Source organism: Streptomyces umbrinus, from assembly GCF_030817415.1.
Taxonomy (GTDB): Bacteria; Actinomycetota; Actinomycetes; order Streptomycetales; family Streptomycetaceae; genus Streptomyces; species Streptomyces umbrinus_A.
In genome coordinates, this window is record NZ_JAUSZI010000002.1 from 2,085,708 (window position 1) to 2,111,710 (window position 26,003).

Annotated in this window: 17 protein-coding genes; 11 read left to right on the plus strand and 6 right to left on the minus strand. The window is 69.7% G+C overall.

The features are described 5' to 3' along the window. Positions 1–72: 72 nt before the first annotated feature. From QF035_RS09900 to QF035_RS09915, 4 genes are all read left to right on the plus strand, one after another. Positions 73–1,758, plus strand: a complete 1,686-nt coding sequence (locus QF035_RS09900; protein ID WP_307519669.1) for an ABC-F family ATP-binding cassette domain-containing protein — start codon at positions 73–75, stop codon at positions 1,756–1,758. Positions 1,759–1,768: 10 nt separating this feature from the next. Next, positions 1,769–4,111: an excinuclease ABC subunit UvrA gene (locus QF035_RS09905; RefSeq protein ID WP_307519670.1), complete on the plus strand. Its 2,343-nt coding sequence runs from the start codon at positions 1,769–1,771 to the stop codon at positions 4,109–4,111. A gap of 269 nt (positions 4,112–4,380) precedes the next feature. Next, positions 4,381–5,157 (plus strand): dimethylargininase, encoded by a 777-nt coding sequence (gene ddaH, locus QF035_RS09910; RefSeq protein ID WP_307519672.1) that lies wholly within the window; start codon positions 4,381–4,383, stop codon positions 5,155–5,157. Between the two features lie 214 nt (positions 5,158–5,371). After that, a complete protein-coding gene (locus QF035_RS09915; protein ID WP_307519674.1) occupies positions 5,372–6,352 on the plus strand; it encodes an acyl-ACP desaturase in 981 nt (326 codons plus the stop codon). A gap of 106 nt (positions 6,353–6,458) precedes the next feature. On the opposite strand, the gene QF035_RS09920 is transcribed toward QF035_RS09915, so the two are convergent. Continuing rightward, positions 6,459–9,851, minus strand: coding sequence for a hypothetical protein (locus tag QF035_RS09920; protein WP_307519676.1), 3,393 nt, complete (start codon positions 9,849–9,851; stop codon positions 6,459–6,461). Positions 9,852–10,045: 194 nt separating this feature from the next. Here QF035_RS09920 and QF035_RS09925 point away from each other — a divergent pair, with 194 nt between their 5' ends. Then, entirely contained in the window at positions 10,046–11,662 is a 1,617-nt protein-coding gene (locus QF035_RS09925; protein WP_307519677.1) for a hypothetical protein, read from the plus strand. 12 nt (positions 11,663–11,674) lie between these two features. On the opposite strand, the gene QF035_RS09930 is transcribed toward QF035_RS09925, so the two are convergent. Continuing rightward, positions 11,675–11,941 (minus strand): WhiB family transcriptional regulator, encoded by a 267-nt coding sequence (locus QF035_RS09930; RefSeq protein WP_307519678.1) that lies wholly within the window; start codon positions 11,939–11,941, stop codon positions 11,675–11,677. 370 nt (positions 11,942–12,311) lie between these two features. Between QF035_RS09930 and QF035_RS09935 the strand changes: the two genes are divergently transcribed. Both QF035_RS09935 and QF035_RS09940 read left to right on the plus strand, forming a co-directional pair. Further along, on the plus strand, positions 12,312–13,100 hold the full coding sequence (locus QF035_RS09935) for a VOC family protein (protein WP_307519679.1): 789 nt from the start codon (positions 12,312–12,314) through the stop codon (positions 13,098–13,100). Positions 13,101–13,393: 293 nt separating this feature from the next. Next, a complete protein-coding gene (locus QF035_RS09940; RefSeq protein ID WP_307519681.1) occupies positions 13,394–14,620 on the plus strand; it encodes a glycoside hydrolase family 64 protein in 1,227 nt (408 codons plus the stop codon). A gap of 145 nt (positions 14,621–14,765) precedes the next feature. Here QF035_RS09940 and QF035_RS09945 read toward each other — a convergent pair whose 3' ends face one another. Both QF035_RS09945 and QF035_RS09950 read right to left on the minus strand, forming a co-directional pair. Further along, complete coding sequence (locus QF035_RS09945) at positions 14,766–15,812, minus strand: LacI family DNA-binding transcriptional regulator (protein WP_307519682.1); 1,047 nt, start codon at positions 15,810–15,812, stop codon at positions 14,766–14,768. A gap of 194 nt (positions 15,813–16,006) precedes the next feature. Further along, positions 16,007–16,975, minus strand: coding sequence for a multicopper oxidase domain-containing protein (locus QF035_RS09950; RefSeq protein ID WP_307531017.1), 969 nt, complete (start codon positions 16,973–16,975; stop codon positions 16,007–16,009). Positions 16,976–17,349: 374 nt separating this feature from the next. Between QF035_RS09950 and QF035_RS09955 the strand changes: the two genes are divergently transcribed. Next, positions 17,350–19,857, plus strand: coding sequence for a ThuA domain-containing protein (locus QF035_RS09955; RefSeq protein WP_373466940.1), 2,508 nt, complete (start codon positions 17,350–17,352; stop codon positions 19,855–19,857). A gap of 14 nt (positions 19,858–19,871) precedes the next feature. Next, the gene (locus tag QF035_RS09960) at positions 19,872–22,088 is read left to right on the plus strand and encodes an OmpL47-type beta-barrel domain-containing protein (protein ID WP_307519684.1); all 2,217 of its coding nucleotides are present in this window, start codon (positions 19,872–19,874) and stop codon (positions 22,086–22,088) included. Here QF035_RS09960 and ligD read toward each other — a convergent pair whose 3' ends face one another. Beyond that, entirely contained in the window at positions 22,089–23,123 is a 1,035-nt protein-coding gene (gene ligD, locus QF035_RS09965; protein WP_307519685.1) for a non-homologous end-joining DNA ligase, read from the minus strand. A 94-nt stretch (positions 23,124–23,217) separates the two neighbouring features. Between ligD and QF035_RS09970 the strand changes: the two genes are divergently transcribed. Beyond that, entirely contained in the window at positions 23,218–24,288 is a 1,071-nt protein-coding gene (locus QF035_RS09970) for an ATP-dependent DNA ligase (RefSeq protein ID WP_307519686.1), read from the plus strand. A gap of 201 nt (positions 24,289–24,489) precedes the next feature. Continuing rightward, positions 24,490–25,476 (plus strand): DUF3048 domain-containing protein, encoded by a 987-nt coding sequence (locus tag QF035_RS09975; RefSeq protein WP_307531021.1) that lies wholly within the window; start codon positions 24,490–24,492, stop codon positions 25,474–25,476. A gap of 3 nt (positions 25,477–25,479) precedes the next feature. On the opposite strand, the gene QF035_RS09980 is transcribed toward QF035_RS09975, so the two are convergent. Further along, on the minus strand, positions 25,480–25,953 hold the full coding sequence (locus QF035_RS09980) for a MarR family winged helix-turn-helix transcriptional regulator (RefSeq protein WP_307519687.1): 474 nt from the start codon (positions 25,951–25,953) through the stop codon (positions 25,480–25,482). Positions 25,954–26,003: the final 50 nt, after the last annotated feature.

Sequence of the window (26,003 nt, forward strand, 5' to 3'; positions counted from 1 at the left end):
TCCCGGCCGTCGTCGCCGCCCCGGTGTCTCGATACGCGTTGCCCTGACCGCATCAAGTACCGCGAGGCGCGTATGTCAACCTTCCCCACCTCCATCACCTGTACCTCCCTCTCCTTCGCCTGGCCGGACGGCACCTCCGTCTTCGACGATCTACAGGTGGCCTTCGGACCCGGCAGGACCGGGCTCGTCGGCGTCAACGGATCAGGAAAATCAACCCTGTTGAAGCTGATCGCCGGGCAACTGACCCCGGCCGACGGCACCGTGCGTGTCGCGGGCGAGGTCGGTTATCTGCCGCAGAACGTCACCCTGGACACCGGTCTGCGGGTCGACGAGGCGCTGGACATCGCCGACAAGCGGGCCGCGCTGCACGCCATCGAGGCGGGCGACGTGTCCGAGGCGCACTTCGATGTCGTGGGCGACGACTGGGACGTGGAGGAGCGAGCCGTCGCCACCCTCGGCGAACTCGGTCTCGGCCACATCGAGTTGGACCGCACCATCGGCGAGGTCTCGGGCGGCGAGTCGGTCCTGCTGCGGCTGGCCGCGCTGCTGCTGCGCCGGCCCGACGTCCTCCTCCTCGACGAGCCCACCAACAACCTCGACCTGTACGCGCGCCGGCGGCTGTACGCGGCCGTCGAGGCCTGGTCCGGAGTCATGATCGTGGTCAGCCACGACCGTGAACTCCTGAACCTGGTCGACCAGATCGCCGACCTGCACCGAGGGAAAGGTGCGGCGCGCAGCGCCTCGGTTGAGGGTGGTGGCGGGAGACGGGTGGGTGAGGTGACGTGGTACGGCGGCAACTACTCGGCGTACGAGGAGACACTCGCCACCGAGCAGGAGGCGGCCGAGCGCATGGTGCGCGTCGCCGAGTCCGACCTGAAGAAGCAGAAGCGTGAACTGGCCGAGGCACAGGTCAAGTTGGCCCGGCGCAAGAAGTACGGACAGAAGATGTTCGAGCAGAAGCGCGAGCCGAAGATCGTGATGGGCGCCCGCAAACGCGCCGCCCAGGAGTCCGCCGGCAAGCACCGGATCATGCACGAGGAGAGACTGTCCGAGGCCAAGGAGCGGCTCGACGAGGCCGTGGACGCCGTGCGGGACGACGACGAGATCCGCGTCGACCTGCCGTACACGGCCGTGCCGCCGGGCCGGAACGTACTGACGCTCCAGGACCTGGAGTTGGCGTACGGCGCGAGCGTGGGCAACTTCGATCTGCGCGGGCCCGAGCGGGTCGCGCTGATCGGGCGCAACGGGTCGGGCAAGACGACTCTGCTGCGGACGATCGCCGGGGAGCTGGAACCGGTCTCCGGAGAGGCACAGGCACATGTGCCCCTGCGTTTCCTGCCGCAGCGGCTCGACGTGCTCGACGACGAGCTGACGGTTGCCGAGAACGTGGCCCGCTTCTCGCCCGGCGCCACCAACAACCGGGTCCGGGCACGCCTCGCCCGCTTCCTGTTCCGGGGCGCGCGGGCCGACCAGCGGGCGGCGACGCTCTCCGGCGGCGAACGCTTCCGGGCGGCACTGGCCGCGCTGATGCTCGCCGAGCCCGCGCCACAGGTCCTGATGCTGGACGAGCCGACCAACAACCTCGACATGGCGAGCGTGCGGCAGCTCACCACGGCCCTGGAGTCGTACGAGGGAGCGCTGATCGTGGCCAGCCACGACGTGCCGTTCCTGGAGTCGATCGGGATCACCCGCTGGCTGCTGATGGAAGGAGGAGAACTCAGGGAAATCACGCCAGAAGCTGTCGGGTATCCCGGCTAGCTTCGGCGGTATGAGCCAGTTGACCACCGGTACGCATCCGCCCGTCGCCGGTCCTGACCAGCCCGTTTCCGGTACGCACTCGTTCATCGGGGTGGTCGGGGCCCGTGAGAACAACCTCCAGGACGTGACCCTGCGCATCCCGAAGGGCCGGCTCACGGTCTTCGCCGGGGTGTCGGGGTCGGGGAAGTCGTCGCTCGTCTTCGACACGATCGCGGTCGAGTCGCAGCGCCAGCTGAACGAGACCTTCACCTGGTTCGTCCGCAACCGGCTGCCGAAGTACGAGCGGCCGCACGCGGAGGCCATCGAGGACCTCTCGCCCGCGATCGTCGTCGACCAGAAACCGGTCGGCGGCCACTCCCGGTCGACGGTGGGCACGATGACGGACGTGTACTCGGTGATCCGGGTGCTGTTCTCGCGGCACGGCAGTCCGAGCGCGGGTCCGGCCACCGCGTACTCGTTCAACGATCCGTCGGGCATGTGCCCCGAGTGCGACGGGCTCGGGCGTACGGTCCGGCCCGACTGGGACCGCATCCTGGACCCGGACCTGTCCCTGGCGGACGGCGCGATCCTCTTCCCGCCGTTCGCCGCGGGGACCTGGCAGGGGCAGGGGTACACCAACACCACCGAACTGGATCCGCACAGGCCCGTACGTGAATTCACCACGGCCGAGCGGGAGTTCCTGCTGCGCGGGCGCCCCGGCAGCAAGGTCACCATCAGCGGCTCGGGCGGCACCTGGAACACCGACTACGAAGGGCTCGCCGACCGTTTCGAGCGGCTGTATCTCAAGCGGGACCTGTCCGCGCTCAGCCAGAAGACGCGTGACCAGGTTCAGGGCTATATGGCGGAGGGGCCCTGCCCGGGGTGCCGGGGCGCGCGGCTCAACGAGGCGGCACTCGCGACCCGGATCGGCACGGGGCCGGCCGGGCGGCCCGGCCTGTCCATCGCCGACTGCACCCGGATGCAGATCAGCGACCTGATCCCCGTACTGAAGGACATCGACGACCCCGTCGCCACACCGGTCGCGGCCGCCGCCGTGGCCTCGCTGGAGCGGATCGAGGCGATCGGGCTCGGCTATCTCAGCCTGGACCGGGAGACCTCGACGCTGTCCGGCGGGGAGGGGCAGCGACTCAAGATGGTGCGGCACCTCGGGTCGAGCCTGACCGGGATGACGTACATCTTCGACGAGCCGAGCGTCGGGCTGCACCCGCGTGACGTGGGACGCCTCGGGGACCTGCTGCTGCGGCTGCGGGACAAGGGGAACACCGTGCTGGTCGTCGAGCACGACCCGGACGTCATCGCGCTCGCCGACCACATCGTCGACATGGGACCGGGGGCGGGGGCGGACGGCGGACGGGTCGTCTTCGAGGGGACGCCCGGTGAGCTGGCCTCGGCCGACACCCCGACGGGCCGCTGTCTGCGCCGCCGCACCGAGGTGAAGCGGCGGACGCGGACGGCCACCGGCGGGCTCTGGGTGAAGGGCGCCGGCCTGCACAACCTGCGGGACGTGACGGTGGAGTTCCCCACGGGTGTGCTGACCGCGGTGACCGGTGTCGCCGGTTCGGGAAAGAGCACGCTCGTCTCGAAGGAGTTCACGGCCGCGCACCCGGACGCCGTGGTCGTCGACCAGTCGTCCATCGGCATCTCGGCACGGTCGACACCCGCCACGTACCTCGGCGTCATGGACACCGTACGGAAGATCTTCGCGCGGGAGACGGGCGTGGAGCCGGGCCTGTTCAGCTTCAACTCCGAGGGGGCGTGCGGGACTTGTCAGGGGCGCGGGGTCAGCTGCACCGACCTCGCGTTCATGGACCCGGTGACCACGACCTGCCCCGACTGCGAGGGGCGGCGCTTCAAGGACGAGGTACTGCGGCTGACCGTGGGCGGCAACTCCATCGTCGACGTACTGGAGATGACGGCCGATCAGGCTCTGGACTTCTTCGAGGACTCGGGCGTACGCCGCCGTCTGCGGGCTCTACGGGACGTGGGCCTCACGTATCTGACGCTCGGTCAGCCGCTGTCCACTCTCTCCGGCGGGGAACGGCAGCGCATCAAACTCGCGACGCGGCTCCACCGGACGGGGGCGGTGTACGTCCTCGACGAACCGACGACCGGCCTGCACATGTCGGACGTCGACGGCCTGCTCGCGCTCCTCGATCGGCTGGTCGACGCGGGCAACACGGTCCTTGTCGTCGAGCACAACCTCGACGTCGTCGCCCACGCCGACTGGGTCATCGACCTGGGGCCCGACGGCGGCAAGGAGGGTGGTCGGGTCGTCTTCGAGGGGACGCCCGGGCAGCTTCTGGACGCGGAGGGGTCGTTCACGGCCGAGCACCTCCGGCGGTTCGTGGGGTAGGGGTCCGCTCGGGGCAACTGAGGGGACTACTGGGTCGTCGAAGGGTGCGGGCCGGTGGGGGCTGGTCGCGCCCACGCGGCGGAGCCGCAGAATGTCACGGCCCCGCGCCCCTGATGGGGCGTGCCTCCGCGAACCCCGCCCATATCGGACAGGGCACCTCCCACCCCCACACAACCCCCTCTCCAGGCCCGCACCCAGGGGGCTGTTGTGACTCCGGCATGGGCTGCATGATGTGCGGGGACACACCCGGCCGAGACGGAGAAACGCACGTGCCCAGCCAGAAAGCCCTCATCCGCCGCCCGAGCCCCCGCCTGGCCGAGGGTCTGGTCACGCACATCGAGCGCACGAAGGTCGACGTCGAGCTGGCGGTCGAACAGTGGGAGGCGTACGCGGAGGCGCTGCGTACGCACCGCTGGGAGACCGTCGAGGTGGAGCCCGCCGACGACTGCCCGGACTCCGTGTTCGTGGAGGACTCGGTGGTCGTCTACCGCAACGTGGCACTGATCGGCCGCTCCGGCGCGGAGTCGCGGCGCGGCGAGACCACCGGGGTCGAGCAGACCGTGGCACGGCTCGGCTGCTCGGTGAACTGGGTGTGGGAGCCGGGCACACTCGACGGCGGCGACGTCCTCAAGGTCGGCGACACGATCTACGTCGGCCGGGGCGGACGGACCAACGGGGCCGGCATCCAGCAGTTGAGGGCGGTCTTCGAGCCGCTCGGCGCCCGCGTCGTCGCCGTACCGGTGAGCAAGGTGCTGCACCTGAAATCGGCCGTCACCGCGCTCCCGGACGGCACGGTCGTCGGGCACGAGCCGCTGGTGGACACCCCGTCGATCTTCCCGCGCTTCCTCGGGGTGCCGGAGGAGTCCGGCGCCCACGTGGTGCTCCTCGGCGGCGGCAGGCTGCTGATGGCGGCCAGCGCGCCCAAGACCGCCGAGCTGTACGCCGATCTCGGCCACGAGCCCGTCCTCGTCGACATCAGCGAGTTCGAGAAGCTCGAAGGCTGTGTGACTTGCCTCTCGGTCCGGCTCAGGGGGCTGTACGCCTGAACGACCGACCAGGACACCCGTTCGTCCCCTGGGACCTGCGGTGTCCGCCAGGTGCGACTCAAGGAAGCGGCTCTTGTCGATCTCCGGAGAGATCGTCGCTGATCAGGGCTCTTTACGTCGGGCTTAACCTACGGCATCGTAACCTACGGATACGTAGCCTACGATGCCGTAGGTTGTGTGAACGCTCAGCATTTACGTCCCCCCTGGAGCCCCCGTGACGATCACTTCTCCCCATCTCGGCAGCCCGTCCTCCGACTGGACCGACGCACGGCTGCTGTACGCGCTGGAAGAAGTGGTGGAGACCGAGCTCAACCGTCATCTGAAGGTCGCCAAGGACTGGATGCCGCACGAGTACGTGCCCTGGTCCGACGCCCGCAACTTCCCCGGCATCTTCGAGGACGGCGAGGCCTGGGACAAGGAACAGTCCAAGGTCACCGAGCTCGGCCGCATCGCGCTGGTCGTGAACCTCCTGACCGAGGACAACCTGCCCAGCTACCACCACGAAATCGCCTCCCTCTTCGGCCGCGACGGCGCCTGGGGCACCTGGGTGCACCGCTGGACCGCGGAGGAGGGCCGGCACGGCATCGTGATGCGCGACTACCTGCTCGCGTCGCGCGCCGTGGACCCGGACAAGCTGGAAGCCTTCCGTATGCAGCACATGAGCGAGGGCTTCGAGTCGGACAACCGCCACTCGATGCTGCACTCCGTCGCGTACGTCGCCTTCCAGGAGCTCGCGACCCGCGTTTCGCACCGCAACACCGGCCACCAGTCGGGCGACCCCGTCTGCGACCGCATGCTGGCGCGCATCGCGACCGACGAGAACCTGCACATGGTCTTCTACCGCAACCTCCTCAAGGCCGCGTTCGAGCTCGCCCCCGACCTGACCATGCAGGCCGTGCGGGACGTCATCGTCCAGTTCCGGATGCCCGGACACGGCATGCCCGGCTTCGAGCGGGCCGCCGCGCAGATGGCGATCGGCGAGGTCTACAACATGCGGATCCACCACGACGACGTGCTGATGCCGGTGCTGCGTCACCTCAAGGTCCTGGAGATCGACGGTCTGGGCCCCGAGGGCCTCAAGGCCCAGGAAGAGCTCGGTCTCTACATGGGCGGGCTCGACGCCGAGGCCTCCAAGTTCGACGAGAAGCTCGCGGCTCGCAAGGCGCGGATGGCGGCGCGGGCCGCGGCCGTCTGACCGATTGGCTCGGGCGAGTCGTTCGGCTGCGGCTCGTCGAGGGCTGAGCGCGCCCACGCGGCGGAGCCGTATATCGACACAGCCCCGCGCCCCTTAGGGGCGCGCCTCACTCGTACGCCGTCATCTGCGCCAGTGCCGCGTCCCGGACGTCGGGGTGCGGATGGCGGCGCAGGGCTCGTAGCTGGGCTCGCCACTGAGGCGCCCAGCCCGTGCGGGTGCCGAGTGTGGCCGTGATCGCTGTGGCCAGCAGTCCCTCGCTGTGGCCGCCGTGGACAGTCAGCCGTTGGGCGGCGCCGAACAGGATCTCGGCGTCGCCCTCCTGCGTCCGGCGGAGCCTCGCGGCGAGTTCCGTGGCGGTGCGGGCGGCGAGCACCGGCCGCCCTTCCGTCAGCGCGGCCAGCCGGTCCAGGGACGCGTCGACCCGCTCCGCCGCCGCGTCCAGGTCGAGATGGAACGCCGCGATGCTTGCGGCTTGCGGTACGAATCCGTCGTAGCGCGCGAGCAGCTCACCTGCCCCGAGGGCCGCTTCCCTGATGGGGACGGCGGCCGTCCTGGCCTGCTGGGCGAGCCGGGCGACGAGGTGGTCGACCCGTTGGCGGGCGGGGCGGTCGCGACGGGGTTCGGCATCGGCGGCGAAGGCGTTGGCTCCGGCCTCGGTTTCGGACTCGGGCTCGGACTCCCCCTCCGCCTCGGCCAGTACGCGCAGAGCTTCCCGCAGGCCGCCCGCTCCCCCGGCCGATCCCGCCGCCGCGATCACGAGGCCCTGCGCCGCCGCCCGCCAGCTCGTGCGGTTCGGCAGGTCCGCCGTGGCGGAGGCCAGGACGGTGGGGGCGTCCGGCGACCAGGGTGCCCAGTGGGACAGGGCTGCGAAGGCGAGGGTCGCCGTTGCCGGGTCGTCGGTCGCACACACGTCACGGACGAGACGGGCGTACCGCGCGCGGTGCCGTTCCGGCAGGTCGAGGGGCGAGACGCGCAGGACGGCCGCGCGGAGCACCGGTTCGGCGCCCGACGCGTCGTGCAGGAGTGTCCAGACGTTCTCCTCGGTGAGCAGTGCTCCCGCAAAGGCGACACACGCGGCACGCACGTCGAGGTGGGCACCGGGCCGCTCGTACGCCTCGGTGAGGAGCCCTGCGGCCACCGGTATCGGAAGCCTGGCGGCGGCGAGACGGGCGGCCTCCTTGCGGCTGGTCACCTTGATGCCCGGGCCGAGCAGCACCTCACGCAACTGCTCCACGAGCTGCGAAGGCGCCACGTGCCGGGATGCCTGTGTGGCCGCGTACACGGCGACGCGGGCGCGGTCGTTCCCGGCGTGCGCGAGGAGTTCGGGCAGCGCGTCGCCCGGCCGGTCGGTATGGGCGAGTGCGCCGAGGGCGGCCTCCGCGAGCACGACGTCCGACGCGCCGGTCCAGTCGCGTACGAGTCCGACGCCCGCGCCCGGTATCCGCGCGCCCTGCGCGATGGCGGCCACCCGCGTGTACGACGGCAGCCCGGCATCGGCGGCCTGCTCGGCCAACTGCCGGGCCACGGCCTCCTGTTGACGTGGAAGCCAGCGCCGTACGTCATGGCTCACGGGCACGGTCCACGGGCTGCCCTTGGTGAGGAAACGCCCGTACGGCGGGGTGTCCGCGAGGAGCACGTCGAGGAGGTCGGTACGGCGCCGGGTGATCACGTCCAGGACCGGCCGCAGAGTTCCCGCCGAGGGTTCGAGCGCGAGGACGCGCGCGGCCCGTTCGTCGCGGGTGGCGGGCGGCTCCAGCCACAGTTCGACCGCGTCGCGCACGGTGCCGTCGCTTCCGAACCTGACGGCCTGCCACAGCAGTTCCTGCAGTTCGGACATGCCCGGGGCGCGACGTCCCACGGCCCGGGCGAGCGAGAAGGCGAGGCTGTAGTCGGCCTTCTCGGCGCCCGCCTCTATCCACGGCCGCAGCGCCTCGTACACCTGGTGTTCCTGGCCGCGCCGCAGCTTCGCGTCGAGTCGGCCCAGGTCGGCGCGTCCGGTGTTGCCGGAGATCCGGACGAGTGTGCGCAGCGCCCAGTTCACCAACTCCCGTGATCCGCCCGCCGCGTGCTCCCGCAGCACGGACAGGGCGAGCTCGCTGAGGTTGCCCCGGGTCTGGTGCGAGGAGTCCCGGGCCTCGACGGCGTCGGCGGCGATCCGGTCGAGGTGCGGCTCGGCGTCCTCGGTGAACAGGGCGGGTGGGGTCCGTGACATCGCGTTCAGGGCAGGCAGCCGCACCGGATCCTGTTCGTTGCGCAGCCGGGCCGACTCCTCCAGTACGGAGGTGACGGCCGCGGAGTCGCCGGAGCGGGCGGCGTTGCGGATCAGCAACGGCCAGGCCAGCGCCCGGTCTTCGGCGGCGGGGCGGCGCGTCGCCTCGATGAGCCGCTCCCGTACCTCGGCGACGGGCAAGAAGGATTCGGCGAGCAGCACGGTGTCCCAGGCCTCCCCGCGCTCGCGCGCCGCGACAGCCATCCGCCGGGCCTCCTCGGCGACGCAACTGCGGGGCAGCGCTTCCAGGATGACCGCGTCCACGGTGGCACCGCCTGCGCCCCGGTCCGCGGTCGACGCCGTGTAGAAGGCGTGACGGCGAGCGGGCGGCAGCGCCTGGAGGAGCGGCGCGAGGCCACCCAACGCGGTCAACATCCGCCCGTAGCCGGCGAGTTCCTCCGCCTCGGATCGCGCCAGTCTGCGTTGCAGCGAGAGGCTGCGTGCGCCGATGTAGGAGGGGAAGCGGCCCGAGATCAGCAGCCGGAGCACGCGTTCCGGCGCGACGGCGGCGAACGCGCCCGCCTGGTCGAGGAGTTGAGCAGGGATCCGGGAGGGCCCGAGACGCTCGACCAGCTCCAGCACGCGCAGTGGCTCGGCGGTCACGGTGACGACGACGACCTCGGTGTGCCGCTGCCACCAGGCGTCACGCAGCGACTCCGGCAGGGCTGCCAACTCCCGCTCCGCCACGTCCAGCAGGGCATTGGGGTGCCGTCGACCGAGGGCCTTCGAGCCCCGTACCGCGTGCAGCAGCGCGGGCAGCAGCCGGGCGACCGTCTCCGGAGAGCACCCGGGCAGCAGCCGTGCCGCCTCCTCGTCGCCCCATTCCGCCCGCACCCCGTCGACGAGCCGGTCCGCCAGCGCGGTACGTCGGCCCGCGACGACAGCACGCAGCAGCTGCCGGCGTATCGCCTCGGGCGCGTCGGTGAGTGCCGACTCGTAGGCGGAGTCCGGCACTTGGAGACTGTCGGCGGTGCGCAACGCGTGCCCGCGCACGAAGGAGTCCGGATCGGCGATACGCGCCGCGATCCACTCGGTGTCCCCGGCGACGGCCGCCGCGACGACAGCGAGCCCTCGCTCGTAGGCGCCGCGCGATTCGAGCTCGTCCAGCAGCGGACGCGTCTCCTCCAATTCCCGTGTGCGAGCGGCCAGTTCACGCATGCGCAAGGGATACGGGAGTGGATCGAGAGCGTTCAGGAGGCTCTCGGCCTGATGCCGCGGGGTGTGGACCATGGGGTGGATTGTGCCTGTCGGGGACGGTGGTGCGCGCCGAATTACCGATGTGGCCTGCCGCGAAGCCGAAAGCCGCCCCTCGCACCCCGACCGTCCGCCCTACACGTTCAACCCTTTGCCGTACGCATTTACGGTTCGCGACCGCGGTGCAACGGTGCCCGGAGGGGGTGACACACCATGGCACAGACCCATGAGTGGATGTGGTCTTCGAGCTGGATGTACGGCTACCGGTCGATCTGTACGCCGGGGCAGATGATCTCGCGGAGCTGAAGGGAACTCCGGCAACTGAACTGGAGTCCGCCAACCGTGACTTCTGGGCGGCGAAGCTGCTGGGACAAGGGCTCCAGCCTCAACTACCGTCCCCGGTCGGACATCTGACGGACCTCTTCCGGCAGTCGCGGTCGCAGCTTCTGATCCTCTCCGACCATGGAGAGATCCATCCGGGCCCGACGGTCTACGACTCGTTCTGGATCCGCGACTCGTCGGTGGAGGCCACGGCGTGCTCGCTGGTCGGCGATTCGGCCCTGGCCGAGCACCAGTTGGGCACGCACTACCCGCTGCGGTTCAACCGGGGCACCGGCCGGATCGGCCCCTGCGCCGAGTACGGCTTCTACGGCGGCCCTCACGAGAAGGACGACCGCGAGTGGGACAGCAACGGCCAGGCGCTCTGGGCGATCGGCCGGTTCGACCGAACCGTCGGCCGACAGGCGGCGTTCGGGGCGAAGTTGTACGTCCCGTACGTGCGCGACGCGGCCCGCTGGCTCCGCGACAACCGTGACGGGTACGGGCTGTTGCACAGCGGCTGGAGCGCCGAGCACCTCGGCGAACGGGACAAGCCGCACTACTGGGACGACCTCTGGGGCCTCGCCGGACTGTACGAGGCGGCGCGCCTCGCGGAGCGGATCGACGCACCGGAGGTACCCGAACTCTGGTCCGCCTTCGACGACTTGAAGCGGGCCACCGGGGACTCCGTCCGCTGGGTGCTGGCCGAGCAGCGCGCTCACGGCGCCTGGGAGACGTACATCCCGACCGGGCCCGCCGACACCGGACGGCTCGACTCCACGATGATCGGCACGGCCGCTTACTTCCACTCGCTGCGCCTGCACATGGGCAGCAAGCTGGGCGACGAGGTCGACCGGGCCGCCCGCCTCACCCTGGGCACGATGTACGCGCACTTCGTCACCGGCGGCTATCGCCACGAGGCCGCCTGGAACGCGTACGGGCCCTATCTGACCCTGCAGTTGGCACACGCGTACCTGCTGGCGGGCGATCCCGCCCGGATGGACGCGCTGCTCGGCTGGACGGTCGGTGCGGGCTTCCCCCGAACGGCGGGCCGGGTGGCGGCACTTGGCGCGTGGAACGAGCAGCACGCGTTCCCGGTCGCCTCGGACTTCGCCGAAGTCCCGCACCGTCCTTGGTACATGGGCGACATCCCGCACGGCTGGGCGGCGGCCGAGTATCTGCTGCTGATCCGCGACATCCTCTTCTTCGAGGCGGACGAGGACCGCGATCCGCATCTCTACATCGCACCGGGCGTACGCCCGCACTGGGTGCCGGAGGGCGCAGAGGTCGCGGTGGAGGCGGCGCCCACGCTCTTCGGGGAGCCGTTCGGGTACCGGCTCGCGCACGATCCGGCCGGGCGAACGGTGACCGTCGACATCACGGAGGCTCCGGACGGGGTGCGATTCGTTTATCCGTGCCATTTCGGCCGAGTGCGGGCGGCGTCCGCCGACGGGCGGGACCTGGGGGTGACAGGCCAGGACGTGCGGGTACCGGCCGGGACGGAGCGGTTCACGGTGACGCACGGATGACCGGCGCCGCCGTCAGTACTGCTGGTGCTGCTGCTGGTCCTGCGTGCGGCGGAGACTGAGCCGCTCCTTCTCGGACAGGCCGCCCCAGACGCCGAAGCGCTCGTCGTGGTCGAGCGCGTACTCGAGGCAGGCGGAGCGTATCTCGCACAGCCCGCAGATGCGCTTCGCCTCACGCACCGAGCTGCCCGGCTCGGGAAAGAAGAACTCGGATCCGGTCTGGGCGCACAGTGCCTGTTCCTGCCAGGAGAGGTCGGGCGCGGCAATGGTGTCGTTGTGCATGCCCAGGATCGTGCCGCCCACCGAAAAACGTTCGATCAACGCCGGATCAATGCGAGCCCCGAAGCCTCGTCCGGGACTCCCGTCCGCGCCACGGCCGACTCCAGCGATGAGCGCGGCTCCAATGATGACGCCCGCGTGCGGCCGACCGCACGGCGGCGCGCCACAAAGGGGCGCGGGGAACTGCGCGACGAGCCCCCACCGCCCCGCACACACCCACAACCGCGAGCACCCAACCACACACAGGGATCCCCCGAACACTGAGGGTAACCAAACGCCCCGCCAAGCCCAGTGGCAGCGCTCCGGCAGCGATTGTCAGTGCGCGGTGCAAGACTCGGGGTGCAGGCAACGGGACCCCTCAAAGGAGGGCAACATGCTCACCACCCGTTTCGTCACCGGCGCCCCGAACTGGGTCGATCTCGGCACGAGCGACATCGACGGCGCCACATCCTTCTACAACGGCCTCTTCGGCTGGGACTTCCGGTCGGCGGGACCGGAGGCCGGCGGTTACGGCTTCTTCCAACTGGCGGGGAAGACCGCCGCCGGCGGCATGCAGACTTCTCCCGAACAGGGCCCACCGTCCTGGAACGTGTTCTTCCAGACCCCGGACGCCGACGCCACCGCAAAGGCCGTCGAGCAGACCGGCGGCCGCGTGCTCATGGCGCCGGACGACGTCATGGAGGAGGGCAGGCTTGCCGTCTTCAGCGACAAGGCGGGCGTCTCCTTCGGCGTCTGGCAGCCGGGCCAGCTGCGCGGCATCGACGTCGCGGGCGACCCGGGCTCCCTGTGCTGGGTCGAGCTCTACACACCGGACATCGCCGCGGCAGCCGCGTTCTACAACTCCGTACTGGGCCTGGAGACCTCGGCCGTGCCGTTCCCCGGCGGCACGTACACGTGCGTGAATCCCGCGGAGGGCGGCGAGGACTCCATGTTCGGCGGTGTCGTCCCGCTTGCCGACGACCCGATAGAGCGGGAGACAGGGGCCTACTGGCTGCCGTACTTCGAAGTCACGGACGCCGACGCCCTGGTCGCCAAGGCCGAGGAGTTGGGCGGCACGGTCCGGATGCCCGCCACGTCCGTGGAAGGCGTCGGCCGTATCGCCAAGCTCGCCGACCCGTACGGCGCACGCTTCGCGGTGATCAAGAGCGAACCACAGAGCTGACCACACAACTGACCGCAGCGCTCGAACCAGGACTCGCAACAGGACTGGCAACAGGGCAGGCAGCAGGGCGATCCGTGGCCGGGTCCCCACGATCGGGACTCGGCTACCGGGCCGTCAACTTCGCCGTCGACCTCACCGTCAACTTCTGAACGCAAGCAGTTTTCGAGAGCGCTCTCAGTCGTAACCCTTGACGCCCCAACTCCCCCTGGGAACAGTGGTGCACCGCAGGGCGCCGACCCCCCACAGGTCGGTCTGTCCCCCTGCCTCCCCCCCCCACACCCCAGGAGACTTCCGTGATCTCACGCAGAGCGTTCCTGTCCGGAGCCGCAGCCGTCGGAGCCACCGCGAGCTACCCCGTCTGGGGAAGCTCCCTCAGCCCCACCGCCGAGGCGGCCCCCGCCACATGCGAACTCGCACTCAAGAACGCCTCGTTGCCGGGCACGGTCCGCGCGTACGTCACCGGGCACGAGCAGTCGACGGGCGACTGGGTGCTGCTGCGGGCCGACGGCAGCGTCTACCGGCCCACTTCTCCCTCGGCGCCGCAGACCCCGCTGCCCGTCGACTGCGCCATCCCGCTCGGCGCCGCCGGCTCGGCCCCGAAGGTCCTGACGCTGCCTCAGATGTTCGGCGCCCGCGTCTACTTCGTCCGGGACAGCACGCTCAACTTCTTCCTCAACCCGGGCCCCGCGCTGGTGGAGCCCGCGTTCGCCACGCCCGGCGACTCGAACTACGGCAAGACCTGGTCGTTCTGCGAGTTCACGTTCAACACCCAGCAGCTGTACGCCAACATCAGCTACGTCGACCTGGTCACGGCCCTCCCCATCGGCCTGACCCTGGAGGGCGACACCACGCACACGGTCGCACCCCTGCCCGACGGCGCGGTCGACAGGATCGCCTCGGACCTCACGGCACAGGCGGCCAGGGACGGCCAGCCCTGGGACAAGCTGGTGATCCGCGGCGACGGCGGCTCCGTACTGCGTGTGATCTCCCCGCAGAACCTGATGGCCCCGTACTTCGACCGGCCCGCCGAGATGCCGTTCCGCGACCTCTGGAACAGCTACATCGACGAGGTGTGGGCGACGTACCGCTCGACCGACCTGAAGATCGACCTCCAGGGCGGCCGGGGCACGCTCACCGGCCGGGTCAGCGGTGACACGCTCACCTTCGCGGGCGGCCACACCTTCGCCAAGCCCACATCGAAGGACATCTTCACCTGCAACCACGGGCCGTTCGCCAACAACCCGGGCGACTCCGACGACAAGAAGGCCCTCCTCGCCCGCCTCGCCGCCGGCTTCAACCGCTCGATCATGCTCACCCACCCCACCCAGCCCAACGGCACGACCACCGCCGACTACTACAAGGGCTCGGCCGTCAACCACTGGTCGCGCGTCGTACACGCCAACTCGCCCATCGGCTACGCCTTCCCGTACGACGACGTACGCCCGGACGGCCAACCCGACGTTTCGGGCGCGGCCCACGACGGCAACCCACGCCGCTTCACGGTGACGGTCGGGTCGTAGGCGCGTAGGCGCTCCGCTGGAGTGTGGTGATTCATCTGCGGGTGCGTCGTGGCTGATCGCGCAGTTCCCCGCGCCCCTGAAAGACGGGGCTGCGCCCCTGTCTTTCATCTTTTGGGGGCGCGGGGAACCGCGCTCCGCGGAGCGACTACGCCGAGGCCCGCCTCACCAGTGTCGTCGGCAGGACGACACTGGACGGCGCCCCCGCCAACCCGCCGGACGCCGACGTCGACGCGGTCCGTTCGAGCCCGCGCAACAGCAACCGCGCCATCAGCCGGCCCATCTCCTCGATGTCCTGCCGGACCGTCGTGAGCGGTGGGTCGGCCTGCTCGGTGAACGGCAGCATGTCGTCGAAGCCGACCACCGCGACATCCTCGGGCACCCGCCGCCCCCGCTCACGCAGGACGCGCATGGCGCCCACCGCCGTGAGGTCGTTGGCGGCGAACACCGCGTCCAGATCGGGGCAGCGGTCGAGGAGTTCCCGCATCGCACGCTCACCACCCCCCGGAGTGAAGTCGCCCTCCGCGATCAGCTTCGGATCGGCGTCCACCATCACGTCCCGGAACCCGTCGAGCCGGTCGACCGCCGAGGTCTGGTCGAGAGCGCCGGTGATGTGGCCGATGTTCCGGCGGCCCAGCCCGACGAGATGGCGTACGGCCTCGCGGGCGCCGCCCCGGTTGTCGCAGTCGACGTACACCGCGCCGCGCGAGCCGTCGATCCACCCGGGCCGCCCGCCGTACACCGTCGGCACACCGTGGATGAGGCCGGGCAGCGGGTCGTCGAGGTGCAGCGAGAAGACGAGCGCGCCGTCGACATGGCCGCCTGCGAGATAGCGGCCCACGCGCGCGTGGTCGGCGCGCCCCTCCGTGAGCAGCAGCACGAGCTGCGAGTCGTGAGCCGTCAGTTCCTTGCTGATGCCCCGGAGCTGAAGCGCGAAGAAGGGGTCGGCGAAGACCTTGGTCTCCGGTTCGGCGATCACCACGGCGACGGCGTCGTGCCGCCGGGTCACGAGGCTGCGCGCGGCCTGGTTGGGCACGTAGCCGAGTTCCTCGACGGCCTGCCTGACCCGCTCGACCAGGGGCTCCCGCACACCGTCACCGCCGTTGACGACACGCGACACGGTGGCCCGGGACACTCCGGCCCTGGCGGCCACGGCCTCCAGTGTCGGGCGGGGCTCTGTCGACTGCTCGGACACCTCGGGGCTCCTCAGGGCGGCGTTTGCGGATCAGGATAACCGCCGTACGACGCACCATTGAGAGCGCTCCCTGTTCGAATGGTCGAATGTGCATCCCTGAAGAACCGCCTTGCCCGCGCCCCGAAGGGGCGCGGGGAACTGCGCGGCCGGCGACACCGAACCCGCAGACACCAACCAGCCCCCCAGCGGAGCTGTCAGTGCTCGTGCGGCTCGTGCGGCTCGTACCCCGGGATCGTCCCGTCCGTCTTCTTCACCAGGAACAGGCCCGCCATTCCCATGTCCGAGTGGCTCTGGACGTGGCAGTGGTACATCCACGCCCCGGCCCCGACGCCCTCCCCGGCGATCACCTGGAAGCCGAACGAGTCGGCGGGTCCCACGATCTTGTTGTCGATGACCTGGCTCGGGTCGTCGGGGCCGGTCAGCAGCCCGGTGCGGTTGTCCGCCCAGCGATGACCGTGCACATGGAACGTGTGGTAGTACTCGCCGTGCGTGATCATCACGAACTCGACGCGATCGCCCACCGTGGCCTCGAAGTTGGGACTCTGGTGGCCGGGCTTGTTGTTGATCGTCATGTCGTTGAAGACGATCGTGTGCGTCTTGTCGGGGAGGATGTCGCCCTTGCGGCGGACGATCACAGGACCGTAGAGGCCCTTGCGGAGGCCGCCCGTGCCGTGTTCGGTGCCGACCACGTGGTCGTGGTAATGCCAGTAGCCCGCACTGCCCGCCCGCCAGGTGCCGTCCTTGCGGCGGCCGGGGGCGTGGGTGCGCCAGGTGTACGTACGGGTGTCACCTGGCTCGACCTGCGACTTGCTCAGCTTCGTGCCGTCGCTGGAGATCTCGTAGTCCAGGCCGTGGACGTGCAGACTCGCCGCCACGTCCATCGTGTTCTCGACCTCGATATGGGCGGTGTCCCCCTCGTTGAGTTCGATCAGCGGGCCGGGGATCGAGGCCTTGCCCTTCTCGAAGCCGTAGCCCATCGATCCGTCGGCGAGCTTCTCGATGTAGAGCTTGAGGTGCTTCACCTCGCCGCCCGCGGGCGCGGTCCGGACCGGACTGTCCGCGGAGGTGGCGTCCTGCGCCGCCACGAGCGACAACGATGTCGCGACCGTGGCCACCGCGGCCCCGCCCAGCACCATCCGCCGACTGAGGCCGCGTCTGTCCATGTCGTCCGTGGTGCCCATGCCGAACTCCCCCAACTGGGTGCGGAATCAACGGAATTGACGGAATTGACGGAATTGAAGGACCGAGTGACAGAGACGAACCCGGGAGACGGTAGTGGCATCGCGCCCGTTTATCCACACCCAGGACAAAGTTCGTGCGATCCCGGTCATACCTATTGGCGAGTTCCACGAAAAGGTCTAGCTTCCATGGCGCTGTTGCTGTGACGCGAGTGAGCCAAAGGGGCACGCCTGGGTTGAGAGTGCGAGCGCGCGGAGGCCCGACGAAGGAGGGTCGAGCACGGTCGCGCTCTCAACCCAGGCTGTAGCGCCCCGGCGGCGAACCGAGCCCTAAAGGAAGCAGAGGGGTGGGTGACCACATGCGGTTCACACCGCATCAAAAGCCCTTGACCGTACGAGGGTTGAGCAGAGGTAGACGGAGAGGCTGGGCGGCCGCGCTGGCCGCCGGAGTCGTCACCGCAGGCGTCCTCTCGGGGCCGGCCGCGAGCGCGCGCCAGGCACCCGACCCGGCGCTGACAACGATGTCGATCAAGTCGCCGCCCGGCGGCGCCAACGTACGTGTGCTGATCTTCCACGGATCCGCGGCGAACGGCGAGGAGTCGCCCGTCGTCAACGCCGGGATCGAGGCGATCGAGGACATCGGCCTGACGGGGCCGGCGGCACAACGGTTCAGCGTGACGGCCACGGACGACGCCTCGGTCTTCACCAACGACACGAAGCTCAGCCGCTTCAACGCCGTGGTCTTCCTGACCGGCGGCGGAGACATCCTCGAACCGGAGCAGGAGTCCGGCCTCGAGGCGTACATGGAGGCGGGCGGCGGCTTCCTCGGCATCCATGACGCGGCCCGCGCCGAGCCCTACTCGGACTGGTTCTCGGGACTCGTCGGCGCCCGTCCGGCGGCCGGCAGCCCAACGGCCGTACAGCGCGCGACCGTTGAGGTCGGTGACCGCCAGCACCCGGCCACCAAGGACCTCCCCCTCCAGTGGAAGCGCCCCGACCAGTGGCTGAACTGGGTCAAGAACCCGTCCGGCGACGTGCACACCGTGGCCCGCGTCCGCGAGTCGACGTACCAGCCGGGCGACAGCAAGAATGGCGCGGACCACCCGGTGTCCTGGTGCCGCGACTACGACGGCGGCCGGTCCTTCTACACCGGCATGGGCGGCACGGTCTCCTCGTACGACGAGACGGACTTCCGCGCCCATCTGCGCGGGGCGCTGAACTGGACGACTCGTATCGCGCAGGCCGACTGCAAGGCCACGATCAACGCCAACTACAAGGCGGAGCGCCTGACCCAGCCCAACCAGCCGGGCCAGAACGACCAGATCGGTGAGCCGCACGGCCTGGTCACCGCGCCCGACGGCCGTGTGTTCTACATCGGCCGGGGCGGCGCCGACTCCTCGCAGCCCGTCGTCACGGACTGGGCCAACCCGGACATCGGCAAGGGCAAGGGCGAGATCCACGTCTACGACCCGAAGACCAAGAAGGTCACGCTGGCCGGCGCGCTCACCGTCTTCGGCAACAAGGGCGGCGGCGACGAGCTCATCAAGGTCGAAGAGGGCCTGCTGGGCATCGAGTTGGACCCGCGGTTCGAGGAGAACGGCTGGGTGTATCTGCACTACACGCCGCACTCCCGGATCAACCGCGACACCCGGATGGCCGAGCGCTACGTCTCCCGCTTCACCCTCAGCTCGACCACGGGCAAGCTGGACATGACCAGCGAGAAGGTCCTGTTGAAGTGGCCCGTCCAGATCCACAGCTGCTGCCACTCGGGCGGCGGCATGGCGTGGGACTCGAAGGGCAACCTCTACATCGCGACCGGCGACAACAACTCCAGTGGCTTCAGCAGCGGTTACTCGGGCAACAACCCGCAGCCGAACTACAAGGGCGTCTCCTTCGCCGACGCGCGCCGCACCGCGGGCAACACCAACAACCTCAACGGCAAGATCCTGCGCATCCACCCGGAGCAGGACGGCACGTACACCCTGCCCGAGGGGAACCTCTTCACGGGCAAGGAGACCGCCGAGGGCGGCGGCAAGACACGCGGCGAGATCTATGTGATGGGTGTCAGGAACCCGGCACGCATCTCGATCGACAAGAAGACCGACACCCTCTACGCGGGCTGGGTCGGCCCGGACGCCTCGGCGCCGTCGACGACCTGGGGTCCTGCGAAGTACGACACGTTCGCCGCGATCACCAAGCCGGGCAACCACGGCTGGCCGTACTGCATGGGCAACAAGCAGCCCTACCGGGACCGCAACCTGCCCGATCCCAACCAGCCGCTCGGCTGGTACAACTGCGACGCGCCGAAGAACGAGTCGCCCAACAACGACGGCCTCGTCAACCTTCCGCCGGTCACCTCCAACACCATCTGGTACTCGCCCCAGGGCGGCGGTCCGGACTTCCCGCGTGACGCGAACGGCATCCCGTCGTACAAGGCGGAGGACCAGAAGTTCCTGCTGCCGTGGCTGAAGGGCGGCGGCCAGGCGGCCATGGACGGGCCGGTCTACCGGTACGACGCCACGACCGCGAGCGACGCCAAGTGGCCCTCGTACTGGGACGGCAAGTGGTTCGTCGGCGACTTCTACGACGCCGACCAGCCGCGGCACGCGGTGCTGCTCGACCCCAAGACGGCGGGGCAGGGCGGCATTCCGGTGCACGCCGAGTCGTTGAAGAAGATCATTCCCATCGGCAACGACGGCATCAAGAACCTCATGGACTGGAAGTTCGGCCCCGACGGCACGCTGTACGTCCTCGACTACGGGCGCGGCTTCTTCACGTCGGACTCCAAGTCCGCGCTGTGGCAGGTGACGTACAAGGGCGGTGGCCCCACGCCTGCCGCCGATCAGCTGGCCAGGGAGGCGCAGTGACAAGCATGACGGACATGCGAAGGCGAAGAACTGGACGGCTGTGGACGGCACTTGTGGCGTCGCTGCTGATGGTGCTCGGGCTCGCGTCCACCTCGGCGTCCGGCCAGACCGACGGCGCTCCGGCCGGCGCGGCAGCGGCCGCGCAGACACTCACGTGGACGGCCGGCGACGACATCACCAAGTACGCGTCCGCGCCCACCACGGCGGTCGCGGGCCCCACGACGATCGTCTTCGAGAACAGCAAGGCGACCGGCAACACCACCGGTATGCCGCACACGTTGACGTTCGACGTGTCCGACCCTGAGTACCAGAACGACGTACCGCTGAACATCCTTGCCAGCCCGAACGACGACCAGGGCGGCAAGTACACGGCCGAGGTGACACTCACTCCCGGCCGGTACCGCTACTTCTGCACCATCCCCGGTCACGGCCAGATGCAGGGCATCCTCGTGGTCACCGAGGGCACCGGCGAGGACACCACGGCGCCGGAGACCGCGGCGGACGTGAGCGGTACGCAGAACGCGGACGGCGCGTACGTCGGTTCGGCGACCGTGACGCTCAGCGCGACGGACGCCGGTTCGGGTGTGGAGCGGATCGAGTACGCGATCGGTGACGCGGGTGCCTGGCAGCCGTACACCACGCCGGTGGTGGTCGATCAGGTCGGCGCCCACAAGGTCCGCTACCGGGCGCTCGACAAGGCCGGGAACATGGCCGCCGAGAAGGCGGAGTCGTTCACGGTGGTGGCCAAGCCGACGGACGACACCACTCCCCCGGAGACATCGGCCTCCGTGACCGGTGAGCAGAACCCGCAAGGGGAGTACCTCTCCATGGCGACCGTCACGGTGACGGCCTCCGACACCGGTTCCGGCGTCAACACCATCGAGTACGCGATCGGTGACGCGGGTGCCTGGCAGCCGTACACCGCCCCGGTCATGGTCCACGAGGTGGGCACCCACAAAGTGCGCTTCCGGGCCACGGACAAGGCGGGCAACGCGGCGGCCGAGAAGTCCGTCTCGTTCACCGTCGTCGCACCGCCCGAGGAGGACAAGACTCCCCCGGTGACCGGCGTGAGCGTCGACGGCACGAAGAACTCGTCCGGGGCGTACATCAACAGCGCCAAGGTGACGGTGACCGCGACGGACGCGCACGGTTCGGGAGTCGAGGCGATCGAGTACTCGCTCGACGGCGGCCCGTACCTCGCCTACACCGCTCCCGTGGTGGTCGACCGTGTGGGCGCGCACACCGTGGCGTACCGCGCGCGCGACAAGGCGGGCAACACCTCCGACGCCCGGTCCGTGAGCTTCACGGTCGCCCCTGGCGGCGGTGTGCCGGCGCCCAACTGTGCCGAGTACGACGAGCGGTTGACGGTCATCGTCGGCACGATCGACTCGGGCGTGCCGAACCGGATCACCAACAGCCGTTGCCGCATCAACGAGTTGATCGAGGACGAGAAGGAGTGGACGTCCCACGCGCTGTTCCTCAAGCACGTGACGACCGTCCTGGACGCCCTCCTCAAGGATGGTGTCGTCGTCCAGCGCGAGTACAACCTGATCAACAAGGCGGCCAAGCAGTCGGGCATCGGCAAGCCCGGCCAGACCGAGGGCTACCGGACGATCCTCGACGGTACGCCGGGGTCGTTCGCCAAGTGGCAGCACGTGGGCGGCGGTTCGTTCGGCCTGAACGCCGACGGGACCATCACCTCGGGCACGACGAAGGCCGGGCTCGGCATGCTGTGGTTCCCCGAGCGCAAGTACGGGGACTTCTCCCTGAAGCTCCAGTGGCGTGACGACGCGCCGGGCACGGGCAACACCAACTCCGGTGTGTTCGTGCGGTTCCCGGGGGTCCACAACCACCCCGAGGAGTCACGGCCCGAATGGGTCGCCATCAAGTACGGGCACGAGATCCAGGCGTTCGACAGTCCCACCGGCGACATGTACAAGAGCGGTTCGGTCTACGGCTTCGACCGGGTGGGTCTGGCCGGAGCCGGTGTCACCCAGAAGGGCACCTGGAACGACTACGAGATCCGTGTGGTGGACCAGCACTACTCGATCTACCGCAACGGTGTGCTGATCAACGAGTTCGACAACACCGGTGGCCAGGACTTCACCCCGCCACGCTCGGACGACCCGGGCACGGACGGGCGACGGTTCGCCTCCGGCTATCTCGGACTGCAGGTGCACGGCACGACGGATGTCGTCTCGTACCGGGACATCAGGATCAAGGAGCTGTGATCAAGGAGTTGTAGGGCCGTTCTCCTTCTTGTCCCTGGCCCTGCTCGGCTGTACCCGCTTCGGCTCGCCCGGCATCTTCGGGTACTCGGGCGGGTACGGCAGATCGCCCAGGCCGTGGTCGTGTTCGTCACGGCTGGCGAGTTCGAGCAGGGCTTCGAGGGAGTAGGCGTGCTCGTCCATGTCCGCGTGCACATCGCCGAGTTCGGCGAAGCGCGCGGGCATGGTCGCGATATCGAAGTCTCGGGGTACGGCGTCGGGGACCTCGTCCCAGGTGAGGGGCGCCGACACCGGGGCGTGCGGGCGGGGGCGTACGGAGTAGGCGGAGGCGATGGTGCGGTCCCGGGCCGTCTGGTTGTAGTCGACGAAGATCTTCTCGCCCCGCTCCTCCTTCCACCAGGCCGTGGTCACCTGCTCCGGCATCCGGCGCTCCAGCTCACGTCCGACGGCGATCGCGGCCCGGCGGACCTGGGTGAAGGTCCAGCGAGGCTCGATCGGCACGAAGACGTGCAGACCGCGTCCTCCGGATGTCTTGGGAAAGCCACGCAGATCCCCGTACTCGTGAAGCACTTCGCGTAGTTCGTGGGCGGCGCGGACGGCGTCACCGTAGTCGGTGCCCGGCTGAGGGTCGAGGTCGATGCGGAGCTCGTCGGGCCGGTCGACGTCGTCGCGGCGTACCGGCCACGGGTGGAAGGTGAGTGTGCCGTACTGGGCGGCCCACACGACGGCGGCGACCTCGGTGGGACACATCTCGTCGGCGCTGCGTCCACTGGGAAAGGTGATGTGGGCCGTGGGGATCCAGTCGGGCATGTTCTTCGGCGCCCGCTTCTGGAAGAACGACTCACCGGTCACCCCGTCCGGATAGCGCTCCAGGGTCGTGGGCCGGTTCCGCAGCGCGCGCAGGATGCCGGGGCCGACGGCGATGTAGTACTCGGCGAGGTCCCGCTTGGTGAAGCCGCGCTCCGGAAAGAAGACCTTGTCCGGACTGGACAGCCGTACCGTCCGCCCGGCCACCTCCAGCTGCACCGCGTCTGCCATGCGAGCCACGGTAGGCGCACCGGGCGCGCCTCGCATATTCGGGTGCATGCCCCTACACCGGGCGAATCATCGCCGATCCGCGCAGAATCGGAACATGGATCTACCGGTGATGCCGCCCGTGAAGCCCATGCTCGCCAAGTCCGTGGCGAGGGTTCCGCCGGACATGCACTACGAGGCGAAGTGGGACGGGTTCCGGGCGATCGTCTTCCGGGACGGAGACGAGGTCGAGATCGGGAGCCGTTCCACGAAGTCGCTGGTCAGGTACTTCCCCGAGTTGGTGGAGGCGCTGCGGGAGCAGCTGCCGGAGCGTTGTGTGGTCGACGGTGAGATCGTGATCGCGCGCGACGGGCGGCTCGACTTCGACGCGCTCACCGAGCGCATCCACCCGGCGGCCTCCCGCGTGAAGACGCTCTCCGAGCGGAATCCGGCGTCGTTCGTGGCGTTCGACCTGCTCGCGCTCGCCGACGAGTCGCTGCTGGACGTTCCGCTGAGCGACCGGCGGGCGCTGCTGGTGGCGGCGCTGTCCGGCGCCACGGCTCCCGTCCATGTGGCGCCGGCGACGACGGACATCGAGGTGGCACAGCGATGGTTCGAGCAGTACGAGGGCGCGGGCCTCGACGGAGTCGTCGCCAAGCCGCTCGCGTTGCGCTACGGGCAGGACGAGCGCCTGATGTACAAGATCAAGCACGAGCGCACAGCCGATGTCGTCGTCGCGGGCTACCGGCTCCACAAGAGCGGGCCGGTCGTCGGTTCGCTGTTGCTCGGCCTGTACGACGCCGGGGGCACGTTGCAGCACGTGGGGGTGTGCGCGGCGTTCACGATGAAGAGGCGCGAGGAGCTGATCACGGAGCTGGAGCCGCTGCGCATGGAGTCGGCCGCCGGGCATCCATGGGCGGCGTGGACGGAGGGTGAGGCGCACGAGTCCGCACGGATGCCGGGCGCGCCGAGCCGGTGGACGGGCAAGAAGGACCTCTCCTGGCTGCCGCTGCGGCCGGAGCTGGTGTGCGAGGTGGCGTACGAGCACATGGAGAACGGCGAGCGCTTCCGGCACACGGCCCGTTTCCGCCGCTGGCGCCCGGACCGTACGCCCGAGAGCTGCACCTATGCCCAGCTGGAGGAGCCGGTCGGCTACGACCTGGCGGACATCCTGGGGCCGCGGGACTGACCGGCGCCGACCGGACGGCAGTGGACAGGGCGCACGTGGGTACTCGGAGGTTCTTCGCCGAACCCCGCGGCATGTATCGATCGGTCATCAACTTGGGCTGATCGGCCGATCAGCGCGCGCAATCAGAATCGAGCGGGTAAGGCCATCAATGAACTTATAAGCACACAATCATCAATACGAGCATTGGTGGCAACGGTGGGCATGGGACGGATGGCGCTCAGGCGGCGCCGCACGATGACGGCGGCACTGCTGGCTGCCACGGTGGCCGCCGCCCTGGCGTCGGGCTGTACGACGGCCGGGAACCGGCTCGACGACGGGCGCGGCGACGTCCCCGACAGCACGGACAGCGGCAGCCCGGAGAGCGTGGCACCCCGCGCCCCATCACCGCTCGCAGTGAAGATCGACAACGTCCCCGCCGCCCGGCCGCAGACGGGCCTGGACGCCGCGGACATCGTGTACGCGGAGCAGGTGGAGGGCGGTCTCAGCCGGCTGATGGCCGTGTACGCGACGAAGCTGCCGAAGGCCGTCGGCCCGGTGCGCAGCGCCCGCGAGTCCGATCTGGAGCTGCTTCGCCAGTTCAACGAGCCGACGCTGGCCTTCTCGGGCGCGCAGGGCAAGCTGATGCCGCTGATCGACAGGGCGCCGCTGCGCGCGGTGTCCCCGGAGGACGACGAGAGGGCGTACTACCGGGGGTCGGACAAGCCCCTGCCGCACAACCTCTATCTGCGCGCGGAGCGGCTCCTGAAGTCCGTGCCCGGAGCGGACGCGCTGACGACGGGGTTCCGGTACGGGGCGGCGCCCGCGGGCGGGAAGGCCGAGAGCACGCGTACGGTCCGTTTCCCGGCGGCCCGTTTCACCTTCGACTGGGCGCAGGACCGGCAGCGCTGGCTGGTGTCGATGGACGGCAGCCCGACGGTCACGACCGACGGGAAGCGGGTGGCGGCCTCGACGGTCGTCGTGCAGTACGTGAACGTTCGGAAGTCCTCATTCCGCGACTTCCTGGGCAACAACACCCCGTACACGAACACCGTGGGCTCGGGGACGGCGAAGGTCCTGCGCGACGGCAAGGTCTTCGACGCCGGCTGGAAGCGTCCGGCGGCCGAGGACGGCACGGAGTTCACGACCACGGACGGCAGTCCCCTGAATTTCGCGGAGGGCCAGGTCTGGGTGGTGTTCGCGAAGGCCTGAGCCTCAGTTCTGCGTGACGAGGGGCGCCGCCGGAGCGCCGGGATTGCGCAGTCCCTCCGCCGCGTCCGACACCCGCTGGAGCAGATCGAAGAAGACGGTCTGCTCTTCGCCGGAGAGCGGTGCCAGGAAGACCTGGTTCATCCGCGCCGTCCGCACCGTCAGCTTCCGGTGGACACGCACGCCCTCGTCGGTGAGGCGGAGCAGGAAGCGCCGGCCATCCTGGGGGTCGCGGACCTTGTCCAGGAGTCCGCGCCGGCCGAGGCGGCTGATGACCTCGGCGATGGTGGACCGGTCGAGCCCGACCCGCTCCCCCACCGAGCGCTGGTCGAGCCCCGGCTCGGCGACGAGTGCGTTCAGGACCGCGAACTGGGGTGAGGTGATCTCCTCGGAGACCATCGTGTTCCAGAGCAGATAGTGCGCCTGCTGCAGCCGCCGGGCCAGGTGCCCGGGGTGGGCGGAGAGATCCACCGCGGCCATGTGCCCTCCTTGTTCGTTGGTGCACTGAACGATACCGGGCAGGCGCTCTT